This is a genomic window from Paraburkholderia sp. GAS333 (genome assembly GCF_050435665.1).
Lineage (GTDB): Bacteria > Pseudomonadota > Gammaproteobacteria > Burkholderiales > Burkholderiaceae > Paraburkholderia > Paraburkholderia fungorum_A.
On record NZ_JBNDKS010000004.1, the window covers coordinates 198,602 to 222,341 of the forward strand.

Annotated in this window: 23 protein-coding genes and 1 pseudogene; 11 read left to right on the forward strand and 13 right to left on the reverse strand. The window is 56.5% G+C overall.

All coding sequences use genetic code 11. The features are described 5' to 3' along the window. Nucleotides 1-255: 255 nt before the first annotated feature. From ABH945_RS22910 to ABH945_RS22940, 7 genes are all read right to left on the reverse strand, one after another. The gene (locus ABH945_RS22910; RefSeq protein WP_074769012.1) at nt 256-444 is read right to left on the reverse strand and encodes a hypothetical protein; all 189 of its coding nucleotides are present in this window, start codon (nt 442-444) and stop codon (nt 256-258) included. A gap of 224 nt (nt 445-668) precedes the next feature. After that, complete coding sequence (locus ABH945_RS22915) at nt 669-944, reverse strand: hypothetical protein (protein ID WP_074769010.1); 276 nt, start codon at nt 942-944, stop codon at nt 669-671. A gap of 1,008 nt (nt 945-1,952) precedes the next feature. Next, entirely contained in the window at nt 1,953-2,354 is a 402-nt protein-coding gene (phaP, locus tag ABH945_RS22920; RefSeq protein WP_074769004.1) for a TIGR01841 family phasin, read from the reverse strand. A gap of 269 nt (nt 2,355-2,623) precedes the next feature. Then, nucleotides 2,624-3,499 (reverse strand): manganese catalase family protein, encoded by an 876-nt coding sequence (locus ABH945_RS22925; RefSeq protein ID WP_074769002.1) that lies wholly within the window; start codon nt 3,497-3,499, stop codon nt 2,624-2,626. Between the two features lie 578 nt (nt 3,500-4,077). Continuing rightward, nucleotides 4,078-4,488 (reverse strand): NUDIX hydrolase, encoded by a 411-nt coding sequence (locus ABH945_RS22930; RefSeq protein ID WP_074769000.1) that lies wholly within the window; start codon nt 4,486-4,488, stop codon nt 4,078-4,080. A gap of 14 nt (nt 4,489-4,502) precedes the next feature. After that, nucleotides 4,503-5,006: a hypothetical protein gene (locus ABH945_RS22935; protein WP_074768998.1), complete on the reverse strand. Its 504-nt coding sequence runs from the start codon at nt 5,004-5,006 to the stop codon at nt 4,503-4,505. A 502-nt stretch (nt 5,007-5,508) separates the two neighbouring features. Further along, nucleotides 5,509-6,504, reverse strand: a complete 996-nt coding sequence (locus tag ABH945_RS22940; protein ID WP_074768994.1) for a succinylglutamate desuccinylase/aspartoacylase family protein — start codon at nt 6,502-6,504, stop codon at nt 5,509-5,511. Nucleotides 6,505-6,856: 352 nt separating this feature from the next. On the opposite strand from ABH945_RS22940, the gene ABH945_RS22945 reads away from it, so the two are divergent. From ABH945_RS22945 to ABH945_RS22960, 4 genes are read left to right on the forward strand one after another with little or no spacing between them, the layout of a single operon-like run. Beyond that, on the forward strand, nt 6,857-7,648 hold the full coding sequence (locus tag ABH945_RS22945) for an ABC transporter substrate-binding protein (protein ID WP_074768992.1): 792 nt from the start codon (nt 6,857-6,859) through the stop codon (nt 7,646-7,648). Continuing rightward, nucleotides 7,645-8,415, forward strand: coding sequence for a helix-turn-helix transcriptional regulator (locus ABH945_RS22950; RefSeq protein ID WP_429252041.1), 771 nt, complete (start codon nt 7,645-7,647; stop codon nt 8,413-8,415). The genes ABH945_RS22945 and ABH945_RS22950 overlap by 4 nt, the downstream gene beginning before the upstream one ends. Next, nucleotides 8,412-9,383: a threonine/serine dehydratase gene (locus ABH945_RS22955; protein WP_429252042.1), complete on the forward strand. Its 972-nt coding sequence runs from the start codon at nt 8,412-8,414 to the stop codon at nt 9,381-9,383. The genes ABH945_RS22950 and ABH945_RS22955 overlap by 4 nt, the downstream gene beginning before the upstream one ends. Continuing rightward, nucleotides 9,380-10,330, forward strand: a complete 951-nt coding sequence (locus tag ABH945_RS22960) for an ornithine cyclodeaminase family protein (RefSeq protein ID WP_074768988.1) — start codon at nt 9,380-9,382, stop codon at nt 10,328-10,330. Before ABH945_RS22955 ends, ABH945_RS22960 begins: the two co-directional genes overlap by 4 nt. Nucleotides 10,331-10,455: 125 nt before the next feature. On the opposite strand, the gene ABH945_RS22965 is transcribed toward ABH945_RS22960, so the two are convergent. From ABH945_RS22965 to ABH945_RS22980, 4 genes are all read right to left on the reverse strand, one after another. Beyond that, entirely contained in the window at nt 10,456-11,373 is a 918-nt protein-coding gene (locus ABH945_RS22965; protein ID WP_074768986.1) for an NAD-dependent epimerase/dehydratase family protein, read from the reverse strand. Between the two features lie 11 nt (nt 11,374-11,384). Continuing rightward, nucleotides 11,385-12,227, reverse strand: coding sequence for a polysaccharide deacetylase family protein (locus tag ABH945_RS22970; protein WP_216350616.1), 843 nt, complete (start codon nt 12,225-12,227; stop codon nt 11,385-11,387). Nucleotides 12,228-12,266: 39 nt separating this feature from the next. Next, nucleotides 12,267-13,700: an APC family permease gene (locus ABH945_RS22975; protein WP_074768984.1), complete on the reverse strand. Its 1,434-nt coding sequence runs from the start codon at nt 13,698-13,700 to the stop codon at nt 12,267-12,269. An 82-nt stretch (nt 13,701-13,782) separates the two neighbouring features. Further along, nucleotides 13,783-14,532: an SDR family NAD(P)-dependent oxidoreductase gene (locus ABH945_RS22980; protein WP_074768982.1), complete on the reverse strand. Its 750-nt coding sequence runs from the start codon at nt 14,530-14,532 to the stop codon at nt 13,783-13,785. 227 nt (nt 14,533-14,759) lie between these two features. On the opposite strand from ABH945_RS22980, the gene speB reads away from it, so the two are divergent. The 3 genes and pseudogenes from speB to ABH945_RS22995 all read left to right on the forward strand — a co-directional run bounded on the left by speB (nt 14,760) and on the right by ABH945_RS22995 (nt 17,741). After that, nucleotides 14,760-15,752 (forward strand): agmatinase, encoded by a 993-nt coding sequence (gene speB, locus ABH945_RS22985; RefSeq protein WP_074768980.1) that lies wholly within the window; start codon nt 14,760-14,762, stop codon nt 15,750-15,752. Between the two features lie 96 nt (nt 15,753-15,848). Further along, nucleotides 15,849-16,748, forward strand: coding sequence for a LysR family transcriptional regulator (locus ABH945_RS22990; protein WP_074768978.1), 900 nt, complete (start codon nt 15,849-15,851; stop codon nt 16,746-16,748). Between the two features lie 265 nt (nt 16,749-17,013). Next, nucleotides 17,014-17,741, forward strand: a pseudogene (locus tag ABH945_RS22995) (haloacid dehalogenase type II). Nucleotides 17,742-17,903: 162 nt separating this feature from the next. Here ABH945_RS22995 and ABH945_RS23000 read toward each other — a convergent pair. Continuing rightward, nucleotides 17,904-18,494: a rhomboid family intramembrane serine protease gene (locus ABH945_RS23000; RefSeq protein ID WP_074768976.1), complete on the reverse strand. Its 591-nt coding sequence runs from the start codon at nt 18,492-18,494 to the stop codon at nt 17,904-17,906. A 37-nt stretch (nt 18,495-18,531) separates the two neighbouring features. Continuing rightward, the gene (locus ABH945_RS23005; protein ID WP_429252043.1) at nt 18,532-19,026 is read right to left on the reverse strand and encodes an Lrp/AsnC family transcriptional regulator; all 495 of its coding nucleotides are present in this window, start codon (nt 19,024-19,026) and stop codon (nt 18,532-18,534) included. Nucleotides 19,027-19,226: 200 nt separating this feature from the next. Between ABH945_RS23005 and ABH945_RS23010 the strand changes: the two genes are divergently transcribed. From ABH945_RS23010 to ABH945_RS23025, 4 genes are all read left to right on the forward strand, one after another. Continuing rightward, nucleotides 19,227-19,433 carry a hypothetical protein gene (locus ABH945_RS23010; RefSeq protein WP_143026345.1) on the forward strand — a complete coding sequence of 69 codons (207 nt, stop codon included), beginning with the start codon at nt 19,227-19,229 and terminating at the stop codon, nt 19,431-19,433. Nucleotides 19,434-19,491: 58 nt separating this feature from the next. Further along, nucleotides 19,492-20,631 (forward strand): branched-chain amino acid ABC transporter substrate-binding protein, encoded by a 1,140-nt coding sequence (locus ABH945_RS23015; protein ID WP_074771126.1) that lies wholly within the window; start codon nt 19,492-19,494, stop codon nt 20,629-20,631. Nucleotides 20,632-20,833: 202 nt separating this feature from the next. After that, entirely contained in the window at nt 20,834-22,063 is a 1,230-nt protein-coding gene (locus ABH945_RS23020) for a diaminopropionate ammonia-lyase (protein ID WP_074768972.1), read from the forward strand. Nucleotides 22,064-22,094: 31 nt separating this feature from the next. Continuing rightward, nucleotides 22,095-23,258 (forward strand): M20 aminoacylase family protein, encoded by a 1,164-nt coding sequence (locus ABH945_RS23025; RefSeq protein WP_074768970.1) that lies wholly within the window; start codon nt 22,095-22,097, stop codon nt 23,256-23,258. Nucleotides 23,259-23,740 lie beyond the last annotated feature (482 nt).

The window sequence follows — 23,740 nt, forward strand, 5'->3', positions numbered from 1 at the left end:
ATATGATTGACGCGACACTGAAGATGGTCGGAGTTGACAGTCGGCGTGTTGACTCGACGTCCCACAGAATTGAACGTAGCGTCAAACGCTAGCTAAATGTGAAACCCGCAGTTTTCATCAGACTACGGAAAAAATGTGAACTGAGTAGAAGCTGCTGTCGGGCTGACGGGCATCATCGCTTCAGCCTTGCGCATCGCGAGGATGCATATCTCGCTGCCCATCCGGCCTGTCCAAAAAAGACGAACCATTTTTGAATTAGCGAACCGATATACTGATAGTCAGGATTTCGTATCCGGGGTCAGCATGCGTGTCCGCCGCTTCTTCTGCTTCCTCTCGAGAGGCGAAGGACTTGGCTTCTTTGATGTCAGGTGCGAGGCCGATGTCACCGTCCTCAGCGCTACATAGAAAATGTTCACCCGTTTTTACTACATAAGCGGTAGTCACATCGGCCTCCCGGCACTGTACGCGGAACTTCAAGTTAGGCAGTGTTCACACCGACAGCCGTCGCTCTGCTACCGGCCCGAATTGAACGCGCTTGCGAACCCGATGCATCGGGTTCGCAAGCGAATACATAAGCCGGGACGCGGCTTCAGAACTTCCGCGTGAAGGCTTTATCTATCTGTGCATCCCCGACTACCGGTAGAAAGTCAGTCAAGCGCATAACGCTTTCAGCTGCCGCCTGAGGCGGGGTTAGTCGCAGATGCCGGCATGGCGGCGTTCGACTTTTTCTGCATCTTCTTGTGCGAAGTGGTTGCGCCCGGCGCCATAGTATCTGCTCCGGATGCGCCGGAAACCGTATTGGTTGAACCGCTAGCATTCGGCTTGCTCATACCTGTCCCGCCCTGACCGCCCCCGGCACCACCGCCTGCGCTCTGCGCGTATGCAGTGCCAGAAATACCGATACATAAGGCTGCAATCAAAAATCCCTTTGTTGAATTTCGCATGGCTGTCTCCTCAGCATAGCGGTCGTTGGCACCGGAAGGTGTGAACCCGCTATCATGAGGACCGCAATTCGCATGCCTCACTAATTACCGAGCGGCTTACTTGAATATTCGCCTCATCTGAAAATCCCGCGTGATAGCTAGGCGCAGAACGACAAAAGCAGAATCGATAGATTCTGCTTGTCGAAGTGACGGGTTTACACGCGTAGGTGAGTTGCTATCGGCACCGCCCCGTATGTCGCGGACTCTCGGACCGCCAACGCACCAATACTATTTCCACGCGCGTCCAGCCTGTCCGCAAGCGCCACTAGAAATCGGTGCAGGTCAATACTTCCGTGTCGCAGTACAAAGCTCTGCACCAGGTCTTCGATGCATGCTGTACGGGATGCAACGTGCAGCATGCTCTCGACATGCGAGGCGCCGACAGCGAGTTCTACCTCAAAAGCGCTTTCAATACGGATTTGTCTTTCAGCTGCAGGTTTGCGGGCCGCCTTCATTTTTCTATTTCCTCTATCGCGGGACGGTCCTGAGTTGGCGAAGGTGGGGGCAGCCTTCGAACTACAGAACCGTCGCGACGCATCTGTCAACGAAACTGCGAAGCGCGCCGTGCTGAGGTTCGGCCAGCAAGTGCGAAACGACGTGAAGTATGTCGGACCTGCGAAGCATACTCCAGTGACTGACATTCTCGACTGCGATATTCCGCTGATATTCAGAGTCGATACCAGCGCACCCCTGCCAACCGACAAGACCGTCCGATGGTAAATAGACTGAAGTGTGTCGCACGTCCGAAGCGATACTCGTAGACCACATCAGCGGGAATGCCAATGGCCGGCACCCCAATGTTCCAAAAGTCTGCGGGAGCCTGTTAAGTCGCGACCGCCAATTGACCTGACGCACTATTTTTTATTAAGCATTCTGGCGAACCAGCGTGCCTTCGTGAAGTCGCCGAAACAGTCGTAAACGGGTAGTCCTTCAACGCTTCAACGAACATGTTATTGCCGGCGCAGACTGTCACTCAGTTACAACTATGTCCGCGGCGGAGGAAGCGGCTTTCGTGAGGTCTGCGACGAATCCTCGGGCGTCTTTCTGATAGCGCTGAGTCTGTGATTGACTGGCTGAAGTGAGTCCGCCCTGAACATCAGCGAGGATTTCCTGTACGTGCCGACCATATGCCAGACATTTTTCCGCAGTGGGCTTACCAAGACTGGCGGAGAGCGCCAATAACTCGTCGGGCCTCGAGGACATGGCCTTCACTGCAAGCGCGTGATTTTCGGCAAGCGTCGCCTTAAACACCTGAAGATTTAGCGCCGTTAGCTTCTCAAAGCCTTCGAAGGCCTTCGTCGAAAATGCGAACAGTTGCTGAATAGTTGCTGCTTGGGCTTCGAACGCGTGCTGGGGAATAAGCGTGCTCATGACTGCTCCATAAGGGGAGACGACGAGTGCGTAATCGGTCAGTCCTTCGACCATGGAGCACACGCCGAGGACCGGGAGGTCCTTTGCTGCAATGCAGCAAAATTCATTGTAGGCGCATCAGGTGAGAAGTCAATTGAGCCCTAGATGACATTGGTGAGGGGACGTCCCACACCGCATGCGTCAGCGAATCCTCCCGTTCTTCGCGCCAGAAAGCATGACCGATTGACAAGGGGCACAAGCAACGCCCCTCATCATTGGACCTCAGTTGATTATTTAACAGCCTGTCCTGCACCTAGGTCCGCGCCGGTTACAGGGTCTATTGCCGTATCGGATGCCGTGCGTGCAGCCATCGCACTCAGCACCTCAACGTCGTTGCCCGATACATTGACGCTCGCTAATCCGTCGCCCCCGTCGACAGCCGGCTCCGGTGATTCAACAAATTCCCAGTCCGGTCCTTCATTCCACGGACCGCGCGGGGAGTCGTCGCCTTTAGACATGTTGTAGTACACGCTTGTGAACTCCGGCACGCCGGGGAGCTTGCCCTGCGGGAAATTTGGCTGGATGGAATGAAGCGCCTTTTCGAATGATTTCTGATGGGCGATTTCACGTGTCATCAGAAAACCAAGCGTCTCCCTGATGCCAGCATCATCCGTCACATTAATCAGTCGCTCGTAGACAATCTTGGCCCGGGCTTCGGCCGCGATGTTTGAACGCAGGTCGGCCGTAGGCTCGCCAATCGTATCCACATAAGCCGCCGACCAAGGTACGCCTGCAGAGTTAATCAAGGCAGGTCCGCCGCCATAGAGTAGTGAGGTGGTGTGCGAATCATTACCTCCACCGGTCATGGAACGGTACAGCTCCGCTTCACTTTCCACTGCCTCTGCGAGTTGCCCTTTAGCCCCCTTGTTCAGCATGGCGATGATGGAGCCGATGATTTCCAGATGGCTCAGTTCTTCCGTTGCAATATCGAACAGTAAGTCTTTACGACCGGGGTCGTCTTCCCCAACAGCTTGAGTGAAATATCGGCAGGCTGCGCCGAGCTCGCCTTGGGGGCCGCCGAACTGCTCAAGCAGCAGATTTGCAAGACCGGGATTCGGGGCCGTAACGCGCACCGTGTATTGAAGCCGTTTGTTGTGTACAAACATGATGTTGTCCTTTCAAAAGCCGGGCCGGACGGCTAACCGCCTGGAACGCCGGGCGAGTCGGATTCAGGAACCTCGAGCGCAGCGCACACAGTGGATGCGGCGGTTCGCGGCTGACGTCTCAGAACGGTTGGATAGTTCTGGCGAGATGCGGCGACACGCCGCGTTTGGTCAGGGAAGTCTCCTGACACGCCGCATGGCCTGTTCCTGAGCGTTGAATTCAACTAAATTTTTTGGCCCGACAGGTACGCGCGTGACAAATCCTGCAAAGACCGATTCTTGCAGTTCCGGTTTTGATAGGTGGTCGGCTTAGCTAACTTACGACTGGGTTCGAAGGTGGAACCATGAAGCCGTTTGTAAGTCACAAGTACCCGCTTGTTCAGAGGGCTGGAGCTTTGAAGGATTTGGACGCGCATAGCGTCCACGGGTGAAATGGTCGTCACCATTAATGACTGAAGCGCTTTGCGTGCCCCAGAAGAGGATACTTATTTTTGGCTAACTAGGCCCCGGCGGTACGGGACAACACGATAGGTGGCTCGCTAGAAAGGGCCAAACCGCGATGATAGGCACCATCGTGTTGGTCACGTTGTCAATGTCTGGATAGACTTATCCTGCGGTTGCCCGCTGCTGCGGGATTGACGAAGAAAGATTTCCGCGATGCCCTTGGTTGGAATACTTGCTTCCAACTTCGCAAGGTCTTTCAGTTTGACCCACTGACAGCGGGCTATTTCATTCGACGGCACCGGCTCCGCATGTTCCGGCAGCCTGACAATGAAGACGAAGTGCCGGGTTCGCAAGCCCCGAAACTGGAAGAGGTAGTGGCTGCTCGAAACGTGCAATCCCGTCTCTTCTTCAAGCTCGCGAATAGCAGTCGACGCAATTTCTTCGCCGGCCTTTTGCCGGCCACCTGGGAAGGCCCAACGACCACGCTCTCGAGCAACCAGTAGTACGTTGCCTTCGCGCTCACATATAACTGTCGCTCGTCGCTTCATCGTATTCGCGTCCCTTATTGGGCTGGTCGAGCAAAAGGATTGATGGGGTACACCTTCTCAGGTTTTTGGACCTTTTCGAGCATCTGGACTTTGGGCCAGTGTCCGACCATCGTTTCCAATTCACGCACGACGTTGGCTTCCAGCGCCTGTATTCCAGCGTCACCGTGAAAATTTGCGCTGAACGCCGCATGAAATCGGTACTGAAAATGTCCTGACACTTCAGCGATTCGCTCTGCCGTTCCAGACTCAGCGTAGATGACCGACTCAGGCGAAAATGGGTCGTAGTAAATCACGTTCGCATAGTTAGTATTGACTGCAACGCATGGCTCATCGCAGACCAACAGCGACCCCACGAGCTGGATTGAGCCTTTCTTGCCCTTCGGCGTCTTGAACACCCAGATGCGATTGGGCAAGCGACCAGCAAGGTCCGAGAGCTTCGCGTTGTTGGAAGCAAAGTATCCGACCTCGCCGTGCTTGAGATTTGTTTCGAGCTTCTGCCAGTAGTAAAAGATGTCCATGCAATGGTGCTTGAATGTTCGATTGTAAGTAGATGGCCTTTGATATTACCAACTCCGTGTATACTCTTTCAGGCTCCGTGAGAAATCCGCCTCGAACTGGCGCTTGTGTTTATCTGACAGTCTCGCTTCCGCTGCCCAACTCGGTTCATCGGAAGCAACGAAGTTATGTCGAAGATAGCTGGAGCACTTTTTCCACGACCTCCACGACCTCCATGACCTCCATGACCTCTTTGAACGGTGCTACATAGAGTTGGAAGTCGTGCACCCTCACGATTTCGCAAAACGCAGAGAGTTCATCTGGGGCAAGGAACCACGCAGTTATCTCAAAGCCACGCCCCGCCATCTGTGCGATGCAGCGTTCTGCTTTCAGAGGGCGCTCGCGGGAGAGAGTTCTGTGGCCCATGCCCGCAAAAAGTCCCGCTGAAAGTAGCGTCTCGAGTACCGCTTGAGCGGCTGCGGGCCCGCCCGCACCGCGAAGCGGCTCTGAAAAGCGCAGGTTCGTCTAGCGCCAATAGTCGGCCGCGATTACGGCGACGGTGTCATCACGGTGCACCAATGCCTCGCCATTGGTGCACAACAGAAGGCCACTGTGCGGGGCGTGCAAGGGTACGGGTGCGCGGTCCAGCCGGTCGATGTAATGATAGAAGCCGATGACCGCTCCCTCCTGAACAGTTTCTCCGAGCTCTCGCATCGGCTCAAAGAGCGCGGTGTCGTCGGCATGCAGATAGTATTCCGGCCCTGGCACGGAGACCACCCTCGAAGGCGCTGCAACCATGGGCTGGGAGTGGTCACCACTTAAATGTCCCAGATGCTTCAGAAGTCGCAACAGCCCATCAGACGCGAGTTGGACGGTATCCGGCGTCACCAACGCACTGCCACCCAGCTCACTTGCCAGCATCAATTTTCCGGCGCGTTCGACGACGTCATCGAGCATGACGTCCGCATGGTCTTCGCGAAGGATGACGGTCAGCGGCGCTCCAAAGCTTTGGGCGGCCGCGAGAAAGGCGTCGGTGCGCGCAGCATCTGATTGTTCGTGGATGAAAGTACAAGGGAGAAACTGTAGGGTTCGCCCGCCCGAATGCAGGTCGACCACATTGTCGACGCGCGGCACCAACTCATGAGTCACGAAGTGTGCAAGGCGCTGCGTCACCGTTCCTCGCGCATCACCCGGAAACTCACGATTCAGATTGCCTCCATCAAGTGGGGATAGGCGCGCTCTTGCAAGCGCCGCTGGCAGGTTCAGCGACGGAATGATGATAATCGACCCGAGCACGACGTTCGGGTCGAGGCCATGCGCGAGCTTTGACAATGCCACCTGGCTTTCGTACTCGTCGCCATGACTCCCGCCAATCAGAAGTGTTCGTGGACCCTCACCGCCACGGAAGTAAAAGACTGGTATGCGCAGGTTCTGCCAAGCGCTCGCATTCGTTGAGCTCGGCAGTTCGAGGTAGGCCGCTTGTCGGCCTTCGCGCTCCCAGTTGATGTTCAGCCGTCCCATAAAACCCCCGCCTTCATCCTGATTGATTTGGACCTCTGCGCTGCCCGTCGCGAGGCAGCCCGAGAATTAGACTAAAAAGTCCGGGTTATGGAATGTCCTGGCAGCCGGTCTATTAGACCGGCCCAAAGACAGCACCCCTCGCAAGCCCACCTTGACATGAGGATTGAGCGCTATTCAAAGACCCTTGACCATTTATACCATAAAGTCTAGTCTATACCCATCGGTACAGATTCAGCAACATACCTGCCCATACACTGAGCCACCGCTCGCGGTGTGGGGATTACCCCCAGATGCTGCCGAAACCGATATTACGGTCGTTTATTTGGTCTTCCACGAGAGAGTGAGGTTGGTCATGAGGCAGCAGGCATTGCGTGCGGTAGCCGTGTTCGCGTTGTTTATGAGCGCGTTTTCGTTTTCGGCACAAGCAAAGGAATTTTCGACAATCCGCTTTGGCGTCGAAGCCGCGTATCCCCCGTTTGAATCCAAAACGGCGACCGGCCAGCTCCAGGGCTTTGATATCGACCTCGGCAATGCACTTTGTGCACAACTCAAGGCAAAGTGTGTGTGGGTGGAGAACTCGTTTGACGGCTTGATTCCTGCCCTCAAGGCACGCAAGTTCGACGCTATCGATTCCGCCATGAACATCAATGCCAAGCGCGCCGAACAGGTGGACTTTACAGTCCCGCTCTATCTGACACCGGCGCAGTTGGTGGCGAAGAAAGGCAGCACGTTGCAGCCGAACGCGGAATCGCTGGCAGGACATAAGGTAGGCGTGCTCCAAGGCTCCATCCAGGAGCAGTACGCCAAGCAGATGTGGGCGCCGAAGAACGTGGACGTGGAAAGCTATCAGACACAGGACCAGGTGTACGACGACCTGGTTGCGGGCCGCATTGAGGCGACTTTCGTCGATGCGACGGCCGCCAGTCTCGGCTTCCTGAACCAGGCGCATGGGAAAGACTTCGTCTTTGCTGGCCACTCTGTCAATGATGCGAAAATCATCGGAACAGGTGTCGGTATCGGCGTGCGCAAGGGTGACCATGAGTTACTTGACGCGCTTAACGGCGCATTTGCAGAGCTGAAGCGCGACGGCACCTACCAGCAACTTCTGAAAAAGTATTTCACCGTGGACCTCGCCGTGCATTGAGCCGCAAGTGCGGCATGCTGCATGCGCATTCCGCATTCCAAAAAGGCTATGTCATGACCAGAGCAAACACTTCGACGAACGGTTCCAATCATTCCGTGAAGCAGGCAAAGCAGGCTCCGAAGACCGGAGCCCGACGAGCCAACCGGAAGATATCGCTTGGACCGCTCGCACCCTATTGCGCAGTGGCCGACGGCATCGCAATGCTGTTTCCGCCGTACACGGAAGTTGTGCTCCATAACCTTGCGACGCAGACCGTGGTCTACGTCGCGAACAACCAGTCCAGGCGTGAACTGGGGGACGACTCAGCCCTCGACGATATTGAGTTCGATGACCGGGAGACGGTCATTGGCCCCTACGAGAAGCTTGGCTGGGATGGTCGCAAGGTCCGGTCGACCAGCGTTGTCGTGCGCACTGAAGCGGGAGAGCCCATCGGTGTGATGTGCATCAACTTCCATCTGGCGGCCCTGGAACAGGCGAAGCAGGCGCTTGAGTTGCTGGTGTCGAGCACTGTGCTTCAGCCGCAACCCGAGAAGCTCTTTCACGACGACTGGCAGGACCGGGTGAACGTCTTTCTGAATCACTGGCTACAGGAACGTAAGCTCACGCTGTCCATGCTCACGCGAGAGCATAAGCGCGCACTCGTCGAGGCACTCCATGAAGAGGGTGCATTCAAGGGAAAAAGCGCGGCAAATTACGTGGCGAAGCTGCTGTCGATGGGGCGTGCCACAGTTTTCAACCATCTGAAAGATTTGAGAGGTAACGGGTGACAAACGATTTATTTCAGCGGATTGAAGAGGCGCATCGCGCCATTCGCCCACAAGTTGCGGTGACGCCGCTTTCGCACAGTCCGATGCTTTCGAAGGTGACCGGCTGCGAGGTGTATCTGAAGTGCGAGCATCTCCAACTAACCGGCTCGTTCAAGTTCCGCGGTGCGTCCAACAAAGTTCGTCTGCTCGACGAAGCGACCCGCCGCAACGGTGTGCTGACTGTCTCGAGCGGCAACCACGGTCAGGGTGTGGCGCTCGCGGGCAAGCTCGCGGGAGTGCCGGTCACGGTCTATGCGACGAGCTCTGCGTCGGCAATCAAGCTTGACGCCATCCGCGCGCTGGGAGCCGAAGTCATCACAATCGATGACACGTCACTTGCGGTCGAACTTGAAGCGGGTCGGCAGGCGAAACTCAAGGGCATGACTTTCGTGTCCCCGTACAACGACATCGACGTCATTGCAGGGCAGGGCACCATCGGGGTCGAGTTGAGCGAGCAGGCGCGCGCGGCCGGCATCGACCTGGCTGCGGTTTTCGCTTCTGTCGGCGGGGGCGGGCTGATTTCGGGGGTAGGGACGGCCATCCAGCACCTGAGCCCGGAGACAGAAGTCATCGGCTGCTGGCCGGCCAACTCCACCGCACTCTATAGCTCCCTGAAAGCGGGCGAGATTATCGAAGTCGAAGAGCGCGACACGATTTCCGATGGCACGGCGGGCGGCATCGAGCCGGACACGATTACTTTTGGCATTGGCCAGAAGGTGATTTCGGACACTGACCTTGTGACCGAGGAAGAAATCAGCGCTGCGATGAAACTGCTCGCTCAGACCGACCGCTTTATGGTGGAAGGTGCCGCGGGCGTCGCGCTGGCTTCGCTGCTTCGTCTGGCGCCCCGCTATCAGGGACGCGCGGTGGCTGTTGTACTGTGCGGTCGGAACATCATGCTGAACAAATTCATCGAGGCCGTAAAGTGAAAATCTGGACGAAAGACGAAATCATTGCGCGCTTCGATATGGAGCGTGCTGTGCGCATGGTTGAGCAGGGCTTCATCGCCTATTCGCGCAAGACGACCCAGGTGCCGCCGATTCAGAACTTCCAGTTCGAAGCGATTAACGGCGAATGCTGCATCAAGTCGGCCTATGTCGACGGGGCCGATACTTTCGCGGTGAAGGTGTCTTCTGGCTTTTACAACAACCCCGCTGCTGGCTTGCCTAGCAATAGTGGACTTGTCATGCTCTTCTCGGCAAGGACAGGTGCACCCGTCGCATTACTGCAGGATGAAGGCTGGCTGACCTGCGTGCGCACGGCTATCGCCGGACAGCTTGCGGCACGTGTACTTGCGCCGCCTGAGGTTCACGGCATTGGCATCATCGGCACCGGCGTGCAGGCGCGGTTGCAGCTTGAGTATCTACGCCCGGTCACTTCGTGCCGCGAAGTCCACGTCTGGGAACCAAATGCCGAGCGACGCGCTCAGTTCGCCGACGACATGTCGGTGGTCGGCTTCTCGGTTCATGCTCACGATACCGCTGACGGTGTCGCGTCCAATTCGAACTTCATTGTGACCGCGACCCCCTCGCGCAAGGCGCTGCTGGAGTCCAACTGGGTTCAGGATGACACGCATATCACTGCGGTCGGAGCCGACGGTCCGGGCAAGCAGGAGCTCGACCCCGTTATCGTTAGTCGCGCAGATGTGATTGTGGTCGACTCGATTGCTCAATGCAGCAAGTACGGCGAAGTCTCACATGCGTTGTCTGCGGGACTGATTCAGCTCGAGCAACTGACCGAGCTCGGAACCTTGCTGGCAAGTGGAAAGCGCGGCCGTGACGATTCGCGCGGCAAACAGATTACTGTTGCGGACCTGACCGGTGTAGCCGTTCAGGACGCACAAATCGCCGATAGCATTGTAGGCGTCACTGCCTGAGGGGTTGAAGGCGCTTGTGCACATCCCGGCAGAGCGGGGATGTGTGGGCTTCAGGGGCTCCTGGGCAGAAGTCTGTGCGTTGGGCGTTAGCAGACCGGCGCGGCCTGCGCCGCGTGTGGAAACTCTCAGTACGGATGGTGGCGCAACCAGTCCGCGTATGTCGCAATGCCATCTTCTAGCGAGACCGAAGGCGTATAGCCCAGGACGTCGCGGGCGCGGGTCTGGTCGAATGGCCCGTTCCGGTCCAGTACATCGATGGTGCCAGGACCAATATCAATCTGCGCATCAGGGAACTGCGCTTTGACCAGAGCTGCTACTTCGGCATAAGACCGCTGGTCGTCCGCGGTGACGTTGAACACGCTGAATCTGGACATGTCAGCTTTGAGCGCGAGAATGCTCGCCCGTGCGACGTCGCTAACATGGACATACTGAAAGCGGTAGTCGCGTCCCGAATCTTCCCTGGTCAGCATGCCATAAATGGCATTGCGCAGCATCGTCTTCAGATAGCACTGCATGAACTGGCCCGGCCCGTAAATCCAGCCTGGCCTGAGCGACACGATGCGCATGCCATACAGGTTGTTATAGACGGCGGCGAGTTTTTCCGTGAATACCTTTGTCGCGCCATAGGGCGTGGTCGGGTTAAGTGGTGCATCTTCGGTCACGGTGTCCAGTTCGTCGTTATTGCCGTATGCGCACTCCGAACTGAAATTGACCACATGACGAATGGACTTTAACCGCGCCGCTTCGAAGACGTTGGTTGTACCCAGCGCATTGGTCACAACCGTTTGATACGGAATCTCCCGGGAAAAGAACGGATGGGAAATCGCTGCGGTATGAATGATTTCCGTGACCGCAAAGCGCTCGATTGTCTCCAGTAGCAGGGGCAGGTCGCTCAGGTCACCCTGGACATAGTTCAGGCCAACCCGCTCATCGTCTTCGCGCGCACGACGGTCATAGCTGACTGCGGTCCTGTCGTCCGCGCACAGCTGGGAAAGTAGCGTCTGCCCAAGAAACCCGCAACCTCCTGTAACCAGAATCGCCATTGTCACCTCCTTCAATAGGGCAAGTCTTCAGTCAAAAACTGCTTTTCCTTCCATGCCGCGAGCAGCTCCTGCGGCGTACAGAACCAGACGTCTTCGTGCTGCTTCATATGGGAAATCAGCGCGTCCAGCATCGCGATGCGTGAGGCCCGGCCGATGATTTCCGGGTGCATTGTCAGCATGAAGTAGCGGCCTTCCCGATACAGCGCATCGAACTCCGCCTTCCACAGCCTGAATACCTTGTCAGGCTCCTCGATGACTGCACCGACCTGCGGCACGGCAGAATAGGCAAACTGTTCCCAGTCGTCCAGTAGCCACGTCACGGGCAGCTCGAGGAGGCGCCGCCCGCCAGCCTGAACGGAGTAGGGAACATCTGTTCCCATGAGGCTGCTGTCGAACTCGAAGCCGTGCTTGCCCAGTAGCTCAAGTGTTTGAGGGGTCACTTCCCATAGCGGCGCGCGAAATCCATTTGGTGAAACGCCGGTGATGTCCTCCAGAATTGCTTTTGACCGGGCCAGGATGTCGTCTTCCTGCTCGTAAGTCAGTTCGTCGGTACGCTCATGCAGATAGCCGTGGCAACCAATCGGATGTCCGTCGTTATGGATGGTTTTAACGAGCTCGCGGTCAATCTCCGCGGTATAGCCCGGGATGAAGAACTGCGCCTTAAGCTCGTGGCGCCTAAGTAGGTCCAGAATCCTGGGAACACCCGCCCGGCGTCCGTACGCCCCCATCGACATTAATGAGAGCCGCTTGTGGTTCGCTGCGTCGGTAACCCATCCAGACTCAGCGTCCACGTCGAAGCACAACGACACAGCGGCGTGATAGCCGTTGGGCCATTCAAATGATTTCATATGCATGAGCATCCCCGTTATGTCAGGACTCAGGTCATTTAGTCGTCACGATGCCTCGATGTTCGCTGGCCGTCCACTGCGGGCGATGCGCGAGCGGCGACGGACGACGACGATAAGAAGGCCCGTGACCAGCGTTGCTGCGCCGAGATACCACGCGTTGTACAGGTCCTCTGGCGAGACGGGATTGGCGCCGGACGTGTACCCGATGTAGGCGAGTACACCGATGGCAAGGACAACAGGCGCCGACAGCGACGTCGCAAGCAGCGGGCGGTGCAGCTTCCACACGGCGACAAGCATGGCAGCAAGCGCCGAGATGTACGAGGCGACGAGCGTAATGGTGACCACATCGTAGTACCAGACAATCTTGTCGAGCGGCTTCCACCAGACGAGAGCAATCGCGGCGATGGACACGATTGTCGTGGCGAGCCAAGGCGCCTTGCGACTGTTCACCGCACTCAACGCGGCGGGGAGGTGATTCTCCTCGCTCATGCGATAGAGCGTACGGGCCGCCGCATTCGACGATATCTGCAGTCCGGCGCAAGCGGACGTGATAACCACAAAAAGGGCAAGCCACGTCATGGATGAGGGCAGGTAGGTGTGCGCGACGGCAGCTATCGGGCCACCATTTCCATTTTCAACAATTGCTGCGAGTTTGACGACGGGGACGGCGTATTGCCAGCCAATAGCGGCAAGGCTGTAGATGACGAATGCCGATGTCAGAACGAGTAGTAGCGAGCGTTGCACCGTCCGGACTGGTACGCGGGCTTCCTCAATGTAATTGATGGCCGAGTCGAAGTTCGCGAGCATCCAGACACCAAAAAGCACGCCCGGGCCAATGGATGACAGACCACCGGCCTGCTTCAGCGAATACATTGAAGCGAGCGACAGTCCGTCGACGTGTGGCCGAAGAATGCCGAGCAGACCGAGGCCCGCGACGACGGCAATTTCGAAAATGAGGAAGGTGCCTGCGACCTTTGCGGTGACCCCGACGCCTCTGCAGGAGATGGCGAAGAAAGTCAATATCAGCAAGGTGCCAATAATCTTTGCATTTAGCAGACCGGCGAGCGCCGGAAAGAGCGCCTGAATATACTCGGTGCTAATCAGCGCGCACATTGGCGTGACGGCCGTGCAAGCCACGGTGTAGGTCCAACCCAGAACGGTCCCCACTTCTGGATGGAGAAAGCGGGAGCTGAAGGTGAACACGCCACCCGCCGACGGAGCCTGTCGCGTCAGAAACACCATGCTGAACGCCAGGACAAGCATCGGGAAGAAGTAAGCAATCAGGATGGCAAGCGGTGCCTGATGTCCGGATATCGAATACAGAATCGACATTGAGGAAGCGGCTACCCACGCAGGTGCATTGAAGCCGAGTGCGGAAAGCGTGACATCCTTGGTGCCTAGCGTGCCCTTGTTCAGCGCTGTCGGCACTTCTTGGACAGTGCCGTGTCGGTCATAGCCAATAACGTCTGAGAGTTTCATCGTGTGGTCTCGCTGTAGAACAGGTGGGTAGTCGGAACGCGGAGGGCTGGCCCGTCCACGTCCGGGACCTTTGAACTACCGATTAGCCATTCATGACGCCGCCTCCGTTCACCCCGACTATCTGCCCCGTCATGAAGGACGAGGCCTCAGACGCGAGGAATAGGGCGACATCTGCGATTTCCCGTGTCGTGCCAAGCCGATTGAGCGGGTAGCGCGCAGACTCCTCCTCGATGTACGTCGCCCCGAGCGCCTCGACCATTGGCGTCAGTACGCCTCCCGGCGCGATTGCATTGACGAGCACGCCGGCTCTGCTCAGTTCGCGGGCGAGTGATTTGGTTAAGGCGATGATTCCGCCTTTCGCTGCGCTGTAGTGGGCGAGGTTTTCGCAGCCGACTTGCCCGAGGTCCGAGGCGATGTTGATGATTCGTCCGGAGCGTTGCTCCTTCATGAGACGCGCGGCCTCCCTGCAGAAGTGAAACGCTCCATACAGGTGGACTTTAATCATGCGGTCCCACATGCCAACGGTCATTTCGGTGAACGGCGATTCCTGAAGGAAGCCGGCATTGTTCACGAGCACGTCGATATGGCTGATATCCGAGAAGATGGCTGCCACGGCAACAGGGTCCGACACGTCGGCCTCTACCAGCGCAAACGTGCCTCCGGACTGCCGAATCTCGTCAGCCAGCGTACAAAGCCCTTTGCTGCCGGGAAGGTCATTCAGCAGGACATGCGCTCCGCGACGCGCGAAGGCGAGTGCAATCGCGTAACCAATGCCGCTCGCGGCGCCGGTCACCAGACACGTTTTCCCAGAAAAGTTATTCGGTTTAGACATGGCAACTCCACACGATGAGGGAATGGCGCCTTAGCGCTTTGGTGGCCAAACTCTAGAAAGGTCAAAATCCCTCATCAATTCCGGCGGCATAAAGTCAACTTATCGACTTGCGAAAGCGACATGCGTAGTTACGCAGAAAGGAAAGCTGACTTGTTTCATCCGAAAATTTTCATGACTCGGCTTGGTGCTACGTTTGTCAGGTGCGGACCCATCCTCAAGGAGCTTTCATGGCCAGCAATCTGCCTCAACCGCTTGATGCGGGACTCGTGCCGCGGTTCGCCGGCATTCCGACATTCATGCGTCTGCCAACCGTGACTAATCTCACGGACGTCGACATTGCTCTTGTCGGCGTCCCTTGGGATGGCGGTACGACAAATCGGGCTGGCGCGCGGCATGGACCGCGCGAGATTCGCAACATGTCCAGCTTCATGCGCCGGGTTCATCACGTGAGCGGCATTGCACCGTATGACCTTCTGCGTGTCGGCGACGTGGGGGATGCGCCCGTGAACCCAATTGACCTGCTGGATTCGCTCAGGCAGATTGAACAATTCTTCTCGACTATTCATCGGGCAGGAGCAATCCCCATTTCGGCGGGTGGAGACCACCTCGTTACCCTGCCTATCTTCCGAGCGATAGCTAAAGACCGGCCGGTGGGGATGGTGCATTTCGATGCACATTCGGACACCAACGATACGTACTTTGGCGACAACCCGTACACTCACGGAACGCCTTTCAGACGTGCCGTCGAAGAAGGTCTGCTTGACCCGCATCGCACCGTGCAGATTGGCATTCGCGGTTCTGTGTATTCCGCGGACGACCTGGATTTCGCAAAGGCCGCTGGTATCCGGATTATCCAAATGGAGGAGTTTGCGGATATCGGTGTCGCGGCAACTCTCGAGGAAGTGAGGCGTGTCGTGGGCACCGGGCCGACGTATGTGAGCTTCGATGTAGATGCGCTGGACCCGTGCTTTGCACCGGGTACCGGTACCCCGGAAATTGGTGGCATCACGACGCTGGAAGCGCAGCAGATGCTGCGTGGCCTACGTGGCCTGCACCTGGTTGGTGGCGACGTCGTCGAAGTTTCACCACCGTTCGACCCGAGCGGTAATACGGCGTTGGTGGGCGCCACGATGATGTTCGAATTGCTCTGCGTGATTGCCGAAGCGCACGCTCAACGTCGTACAATCGCGAGCGAACAGCCTGCGTTTGCAGAAAACTGATTTATCGTCAGCGCTTTGACGCGTAAGCAGCCTTAACGCTCATGTGCGCGCATGCTTCCTCAAGCGGCTGGCGGAGTGCCATCGCTTACGATAACCATGCTTGGAAATCTCTCAGACATCGACCTGAAATCATTGCGCGTGTTCTGCACGATTGTCGAGGCCGGTGGTTTCACCGCCGCCCAGACAATCCTTAATACGGGACTGCCGCGCCTGAGCATCATGGTTCGCGACCTTGAAGTCCGGCTTGGCACCAAGCTCTGTCACCGTGGACGACAGGGCTTTCAGGTGACGGAAGAGGGGCTAGCGGTCTACGAGGCAGCCCGCGTCCTGTTCTCCGATGTGAGCCGCTTTCTTGACAGCGTGGGTGCGTTAAGCGGCCAGCCTACCGCGAGACTGGCACTGGGGGTGGTCGACGGCTTGCTCTCATACCCGGGCTCACCGACGGTCGCGGCGCTGCAGCGCTTTCGCAAGAGGTTAGAGTCGACGCATCTGACGCTGCATGTCATGCCGCCTGACGGGCTCGAAAAGGCGGTGCTAGATGAGAAAATCGCGCTGGCGATTGGAGCTTTCCACCACCGCCTGTCGGGACTCGTCTACACGCCTGTCTTTTCCGAGGAGCAGCATCTCTATTGCGCGAAAAGTCATCCGCTATCGACGGCGTCCGGGGTCGGACTGATGGAGGCGATTGCCGAGGCGCCGTATGTCGAGCGAGGCTACATGCTGGAGAGCAACAAGCCGCGGCATGTGGCGTTTAACCGCGTGGGGACTGCATTCTCGATGGAGGCTATCCTGACGATGCTGCTCACGGGTACATACATCGGTTATCTGCCATGCCATTACGCGCAGCGGTGGGTTGACGAAAGAGAGCTCTTTTCCCTTGCTCCGTCCGCGTTCTCCTATTCGTCGCTCTTTAGCGTTATCACGCGACAGGGCAAGCAGCTCGATGCTACGACGAGTCTCATGGTCGAAAGCATGTCTGCACGCCCCGACGAGTGACTTGCCAAGTCAAATCCTGACTGAACAGACCGCTGACAGGCTCACAACTTTCTGGTTATTTTCAGCTTGCGTTTGCCAGTACAGGCGGTAGCAACTCATCAATGGCATGGTCCATAGCTGCCGGCTCCGTGCCAAAAACACCGTCTAGGTAGTCGGGCGAATCCATGCGCAAATGTCCACAAGACATTAGTGGCAGCGTCTTTTCGTCCGTTGGCGCCTCAACCTGCCGCTCTTCGCCTGTCACGGCGCGGTCGAGAGGCACCAAATGACGGATACCTCTGAAATCAAAGCGCTACTATTTGATGTTTTTGGCACTGTCGTTGATTGGCGAAGCGGCGTGGCGCACGACGTCGACTCGTTCCTCGCCCGCCACGCAAGTTCTGTCGATGCCTTTGAACTCGCCAATGCCTGGCGACGTCAGTATTCGCCCGCCATGGAAGAAATTCGGAGTGGCCGGCGCGCGTTCGTCAGGCTCGACTTGTTGCACATGGAGAACCTGACTAAGGTATTGACGGATTTTGGCATCAAGGTGGGCTCGATTCCGGCGGAGGAACTGGCCGAATTGAAACTTGGGTGCATCGACTCGGTCCGTGGCCTGATTCTGTCGAGGGGCTGTTGCGGCTAAAGCGTCGATTTATCGTCGCGCCGCTGTCTAATGGGAACATCCGACTGATGGTCGACATGGCCAAGCGGGCTGCGCTACCTTGGGATGCAATTCTCGGCGCGGAAGTCGTTAAAGCGTACAAGCCGACGCTGCGCGTCTACTCAGACACCGTTGAGATTCTCGGTCTGAGCCCTGCCGAGGTCTGCATGGTCGCGGCGCATAATGGCGACCTCGCTGCAGCACGGCAATGCGGACTAAAAACGGCCTTCGTTGTCCGGCCGCTCGAACACGGGCAAGGCCAACAGACCGATTTGAAAGCCGAGAAGGACTGGGACTACGTGGTCGGAAGTCTGGCAGAGCTTGCTGCGCAGTTAGATTGTCCCACCTGACATGCACACGTCTAGCAGAAAGCTAATCGAAGGCTCGGGCGTACTTGCTACCTGCGAAACCGAGGAATAGGCTCGGGCCTTCGGAATTTCGTGGGCGGCCGCGTGGGTGGATACCCACGGCTAACCTGTCTGCTCTACGCTGCATGCATGGATGTGTTGCAGCTAGCGTAGGCTGGCGCGCGACACCCGACCCGCACGGGCGGCCAGAATCCCGCCAATCGCACCTCCGACATGACTTTGCCACGAGATGCCCGGCGTCAGTGGCAACGCGTCGATGAACATCGTCATTCCATACGCCGCGACCACGACGAGCGCGACTGCTACCGAAAGCATGTCGCGGATATAAAGGCCGCGCCCTACAAGGTACGCGGCATAACCGAAGACCAGTCCGCTTGCGCCGATGTGTATCGTGTAAGGCGCTCCCAGTAGCCACGTACATATCCCTGCCCCAAGCATCGAGCCTATCGTGGCATTCCAGAAGTTTGAGACCTTTGGCCAGGTGCAGAGCCAGCCCAGCACAAGCAATCCGGAAGTGTTCGCAAGGATATGGCGAAAGTTTGCGTGTAGCCAGGGCGCGAACAGGATTCCCTGCAATCCGCTGATGGTGCGCGGCTCGACGCCATGACTGTCCAGGTGCAGCCATGGAAACAAAACAGACAGGAAAAAAACTATCCACATTGAACCGACGAAACTTGCAAGCAGCGAAACGCGTGTTTTTAAGTTGACACCAAGTTCCTGAAATTTGTTTTTCATCTGTAATTTGAAAACCTGGCTATTTAATTCCGTAATCCTAAGGTTTCTTTGATTCGATGCGAACATTAAGAGTCGTCTTGACCCGTTCCATCGCAACGAACGTACGGAAGCTTTTGACGTTCCCTTCAGCGAAAAAAAGCGACCTGGTCAGCGAAGTGTATTCGTCCATGTCGCGCGTACAAAAAATCAAAATGAAGTCGACGTCGCCCGTCACGTAATAACACTGCTGCACTTGTTCGCACGCTTCAAACCTCGCCTTCATCGCGTCGAGTAACTCGATTGCCTCGTTCTCAGCCTGAACGTGCGTGATTATCGTCACTCGCGCACCGAGCGCATTGGGGCTTAGGACACTGCGGTCTGCTGCAATCACACCCGCACTTCTTAGCCTCTGCAGGCGACGAGCGACCGATGGCACCGACAGGTTGATTTCCTGACCTATTTCCCTATGGGGCGTCTGATTATCCCGTTGGACGATTGCCAGAATTTTCAGGTCGAAATCGTCCAGTTCCAAATTGCGCAAGGTCGGTGGCATGAGAATTTTTATCGAAAGTCGAGCATTTTTAGATAAAGATTAAAGGTTGTCTCGCAATAAACTCTTCTTGTCAAGCGGGTTTAGGTCCTGCTGTGATATCCGGACTGCTCGCCCAAATCGATGGCGAGGTGAGTCACAGAGCAATTGCCGGCGGGTTCGAACCTGCCCCGTTCCCCGCCCGATGAAAACCGGAGCTAACAATGAAACTTCGACTGCTTGCCAGCATTGTCTCTCTCAGCGCCACTGCTATCGCTTTCGCTGGTGCGTGCATATCCGCAAATGCAGCGTCCACGCTTGCACCGGGAGTTCTGTCGGTCGGGAGCGATGAAACGCTTCCACCCTACACCTACCTTGAGCATGCAACGCCAGCTAGCTTCGACCAGAAATTTACGGGCAAGGCAGGTTAAAGGACTCTTTCGTTCGAACGACGATAAGCAAATACTCTTTCAGTATGACTATATAAACATGAAAACCAAACTGCTTTGCCGACTCCTTCTTGCTACCTCAGTCACCACGACGGCGACCTTAGCATTGGCCGATACTACGGTCAAAATCGGCCAGGTTTCTCCGTTGACAGGAGAACTGGCGCACATCGGAAAGGACGACGAGAACGGCGTTCGTCTCGCGATTGAAGACCTTAACAGCAGGAAGTTGCGGATTGGCGGACAGCAGGTGACCTTCGTTCTGGATTCACAGGATGATGCTGCGGACCCGAAGACGGCAGTGACAGTCGCTCAAAAGCTGGTCGATGACCAGGTCGCAGGGGTGGTCGGCCACGCAAACTCTGGTACGTCAATTCCGGCTTCCACGATATACGGCAATGCCGGAATCCCGATGATTACCGAGTCGGCTACTAACCCGCTGTTGACCCAGCGAGGTCTCAAGAACGTTTTTCGCATGGTCGCAAACGACGTGCGACAAGGTTCGGTAATGGGCTCCTATATGGTCCATGACCTGAAGGCGAGCAAGGTTGTCATCGTCGACGACCGGACTGCGTACGGGCAGGGGCTCGCCGACGAAATAGAAAAATCGGTCAAGTCAGATGGTGGGACGGTCGTCGGCCGGGAATTCGGCAGCGACAAGACGACAAACTGGATGGCAATTCTGACGAGCATCAAGAGTCGTCGCCCAGATGGCATTGCCTTCACTGGCGGTGACACCCAGGCTGCAGCGTTTGTTCAACAGATGCGTAGACTTGGACTCAACGTGAAGTTCATCGCCGGCGACGAGGCATGCACCCCGCAATTCATCAAACTTGCCGGTTCCACAATGACGAGTGATGTGTATTGCACGCTGGCCGGCGTTCCTCCTTCACAAATGCCGCAAGGCACGGCGTTTTTCAATCGATTTGAAAAACGGTTCAATGCACCGGTCCAGCTCTATGCGCCGTATGCCTACGACGCGGTTATGACCATAGCAGCCGCAATGCAGGCCGCCGATTCGACAGACCCGAAGGTGTATCTAGCGAAGTTGCAGTCAGTCAAAACAGACGGCGTGACAGGACCTATTCAGTTCGACACGGCAGGCGACATTCGCAATGGCGCAATTACTGTACGCCAGTTTGTGAAGGGCGAATGGACGGACAAGTCTGTCGTACGCAAGTAAGCGGAAGTGATGAGCGGTGATGCCAAGCAGCTCGTCCTAAAAAGCCCCTGTCACGAGAAATTATCTCGTTTTTGCTGATGAATTCGATTACAAATTAACCGGCGAACGCAATATTATCTCTTCATCTTGACTGGGCTTAGACCAGTCGCTTTCGATGATGAAACGCGACGCTACTGCTTCGCTGTAATACGGAGTTATCCCGATGCTTTTAACCAATCCCCGTTCGTTGCGCTCTGCTTACCCAGAGGATTTACAAGAAATTCTGAACAAAAAGGCAGCGGACGAAAGCGGCGCGTGGCTTTTCAGTTGGGACCAGATTAACCGAACGGCCACGCCGTTATGGTCCTTGCCGGATATGGCGGCCGCGCTGGGCGTGGCAAGCATCAGTCTTAAGGACGAGTCGTTTCGTTCCCCGCTTGGCAGTTTCAAGGCGTTGGGTGCGCCGATTGCATTGATGCGTCTATTGCTGCGGCAGTGGCACACCCACAATCTGAATCCGCGAGACCTTGTTGCAGGAAAATATTCCCAACTGCTTGCAAATGTAACGGTGATTAGCGCGACCGATGGAAACCACGGGAAATCGCTGGCCGCTGCTGCCCGGGATATCGGTTGCCAGTGTGTGATTGTTCTTCATGCAAACGTCAGTGCCGAGCGCGAAGAAGCAATTGCTCAGTATGGTGCGAAGATTGTCCGTATTGCGGGCGGTTACGATGAGTCAGTCGAGTACGCTGCGGAACTGGCGAAGGAAAATGGCTGGAACGTCGTGTCGGATACATCGTACGAGGGCTATGAAGCAATTCCTCGCGATGTCATGCAGGGCTATGGCGTGATTTCAAGCGAAACCATTGTCCAACTCGAGAGCAGTACCTCGCGCTCGCCTGTCACCCACGTTTTCCTTCAGGGCGGAGTCGGTGGCCTCGCTGCAGGCGTCGCAAGCTATCTTTGGGAACACTATGGTGCAGAACGGCCTCAATTTATCGTAGTCGAGCCGCAGCAGGCAGATTGCCTTTACCAGAGCGCAATTGCAGGCCACGCCACCACTGCGACCGGCACTGTCGACTCGGTGATGGCCGGGCTCGCATGCGGCGAGGCATCGCCACTCGCCTGGAAAATTCTTGAGCGTTGCGTCGACCAGTTCATGACCATCAGTGACAACGACGCCATCGATGCGATGCGAACCCTCTCGACCGGGACGGACCGCGACCCACCGCTCGTCGTGGGTGAATCTGGCGCAGCGGGCTTCGCGGGCTTGACGGTGCTGATGCGCAGCCCCGAATTCGCCACTGCCGTTGGACTTGGTGCGGATTCCCATGTGCTAGTTATCAACACCGAGGGAGCGACAGCGCCCTCAGTGTATCGCGAGCTAGTCGGAGAGTCTGCCGAAGCAGTCCTCGCACGCCAGCGTGAATGGATGAAGGCTCTGGAACACTGAACCGCCAAAAGTAACGACCAAGGAAATTCCCATGGAAACGTCCCTGCAAGAGCAGCTAAAGGGTTGGCGCCAGCAGTTGCATCGCAACCCGGAGACTGGCTTCGAAGAAGTCCAAACCTCGGAATATGTCGCAAAAATTCTCAAGACACTCCGCTACGAGGTACATCGCAATATAGGCGGAACCGGACTTGTCGCTAATCTTAAGGTCGGCGATGGAAAGCGAGTCATTGGCCTAAGAGCTGAAATGGACGCGCTCAACATCACAGAAAACGCGCCGAATCGGCCATATGCGTCGTGCACACCTGGAAAGATGCACGCGTGCGGCCATGACGGCCACATGGCGATGATTTTGGGTGCAGCGCAGCTGCTTTCCGAACGGCGGAATTTCGACGGGACTGTCCGCATTATTTTCCAACCAGCGGAAGAACATGGTCGAGGTGCCAAGGCAATGATTGCGGACGGCCTGTTTGAGCGATTCCCGGTCGACGCTATCTTCGGCGCGCACAACATGCCGGGCATGCCTGCTGGCAGTTTCTCAACACGGGCCGGTGGCATCATGGCCAGTGAAGACAACTTTGTCATTCACATCAAAGGCGTTGGGACGCACGCAGCTCGCCCCCATATGGGTGTCGACCCAATCGTTATTGCGTCGCAAATCGTCCTTGGATTGCAGACCATCATTTCGCGTAACCTTGACCCGAGTCTTTCAGCGGTCATCTCCTGCACAGAAGTCATCACTGATGGTCTTCGCAACGTAATTCCGTCCAACGTTGTCATCAAGGGCGACACGCGGAGCTACTCGCCAGACGTCCAGAGACTACTGAGTACGAGGATGCGCGAAGTCAGCGAAGGCGTTTGTCGCATGCATGGAGTCGAATGTGACTTCGAGTACACGCATGAGTTTGTCCCTACGGTGAATACACCAGAGCTCGTCGAAGTCGCCGTTACTGCTGCGGCGAATGTCGCCGGAGCCAAGAATGTTGATGCAAACGTTGCTCCGATGATGATTTCGGAAGACTTCGGTGCCTTCCTCCAAGTCGTACCCGGAAATTTCATCTTCATTGGCAACGGTATTGCTACCGATAAAGGAGGCATACCTCTGCACAATGCGCAGTACGATTTCAACGACGATATCCTGTCGGTCGGCTCGCAATATTTCGCCGAGTTAGCGCGCTTAGCATTGCTGGAACGCTAACTGGGCGCCTTGCACCGTGCAGAGTACCGTGCGAGAGCTTCGCCGTTGTCGCGGATATACAGGCCGCCTGCACCGACATGAATCGTGTATGGCGCGCCCAATAGCCATGCACAACTTCCGGCTGCGGGCATCGAGCCTATTGTGGCATCCCAAAAGTTCGTGACCTTAGGCCAGGTCCAGAGCCAGCCCAGCACAAGCAATCTCGAAGTGTTCACGAGGATGTGACGAAAGTTTGCGTGCTGCCAAGATGTGAACAGGATTCTCTGCAATCCGCTGATGAGCGCAGCTCGACGCCATGACTTTCCAGGTGCAGCCATGGAAACAAAACAGACAGGAAAAAACCTATCCACATTGAACAGACGAAACTTGCAAGCAGCGAAACGCGTGCTTTTAGTTGACACCAAGTTCCTGAATTTTGCTTTTCATCGCACCGTTGGATGAACATTTGAAGGGCATATTGGCAGCTAGTCTGCCCGAAAATA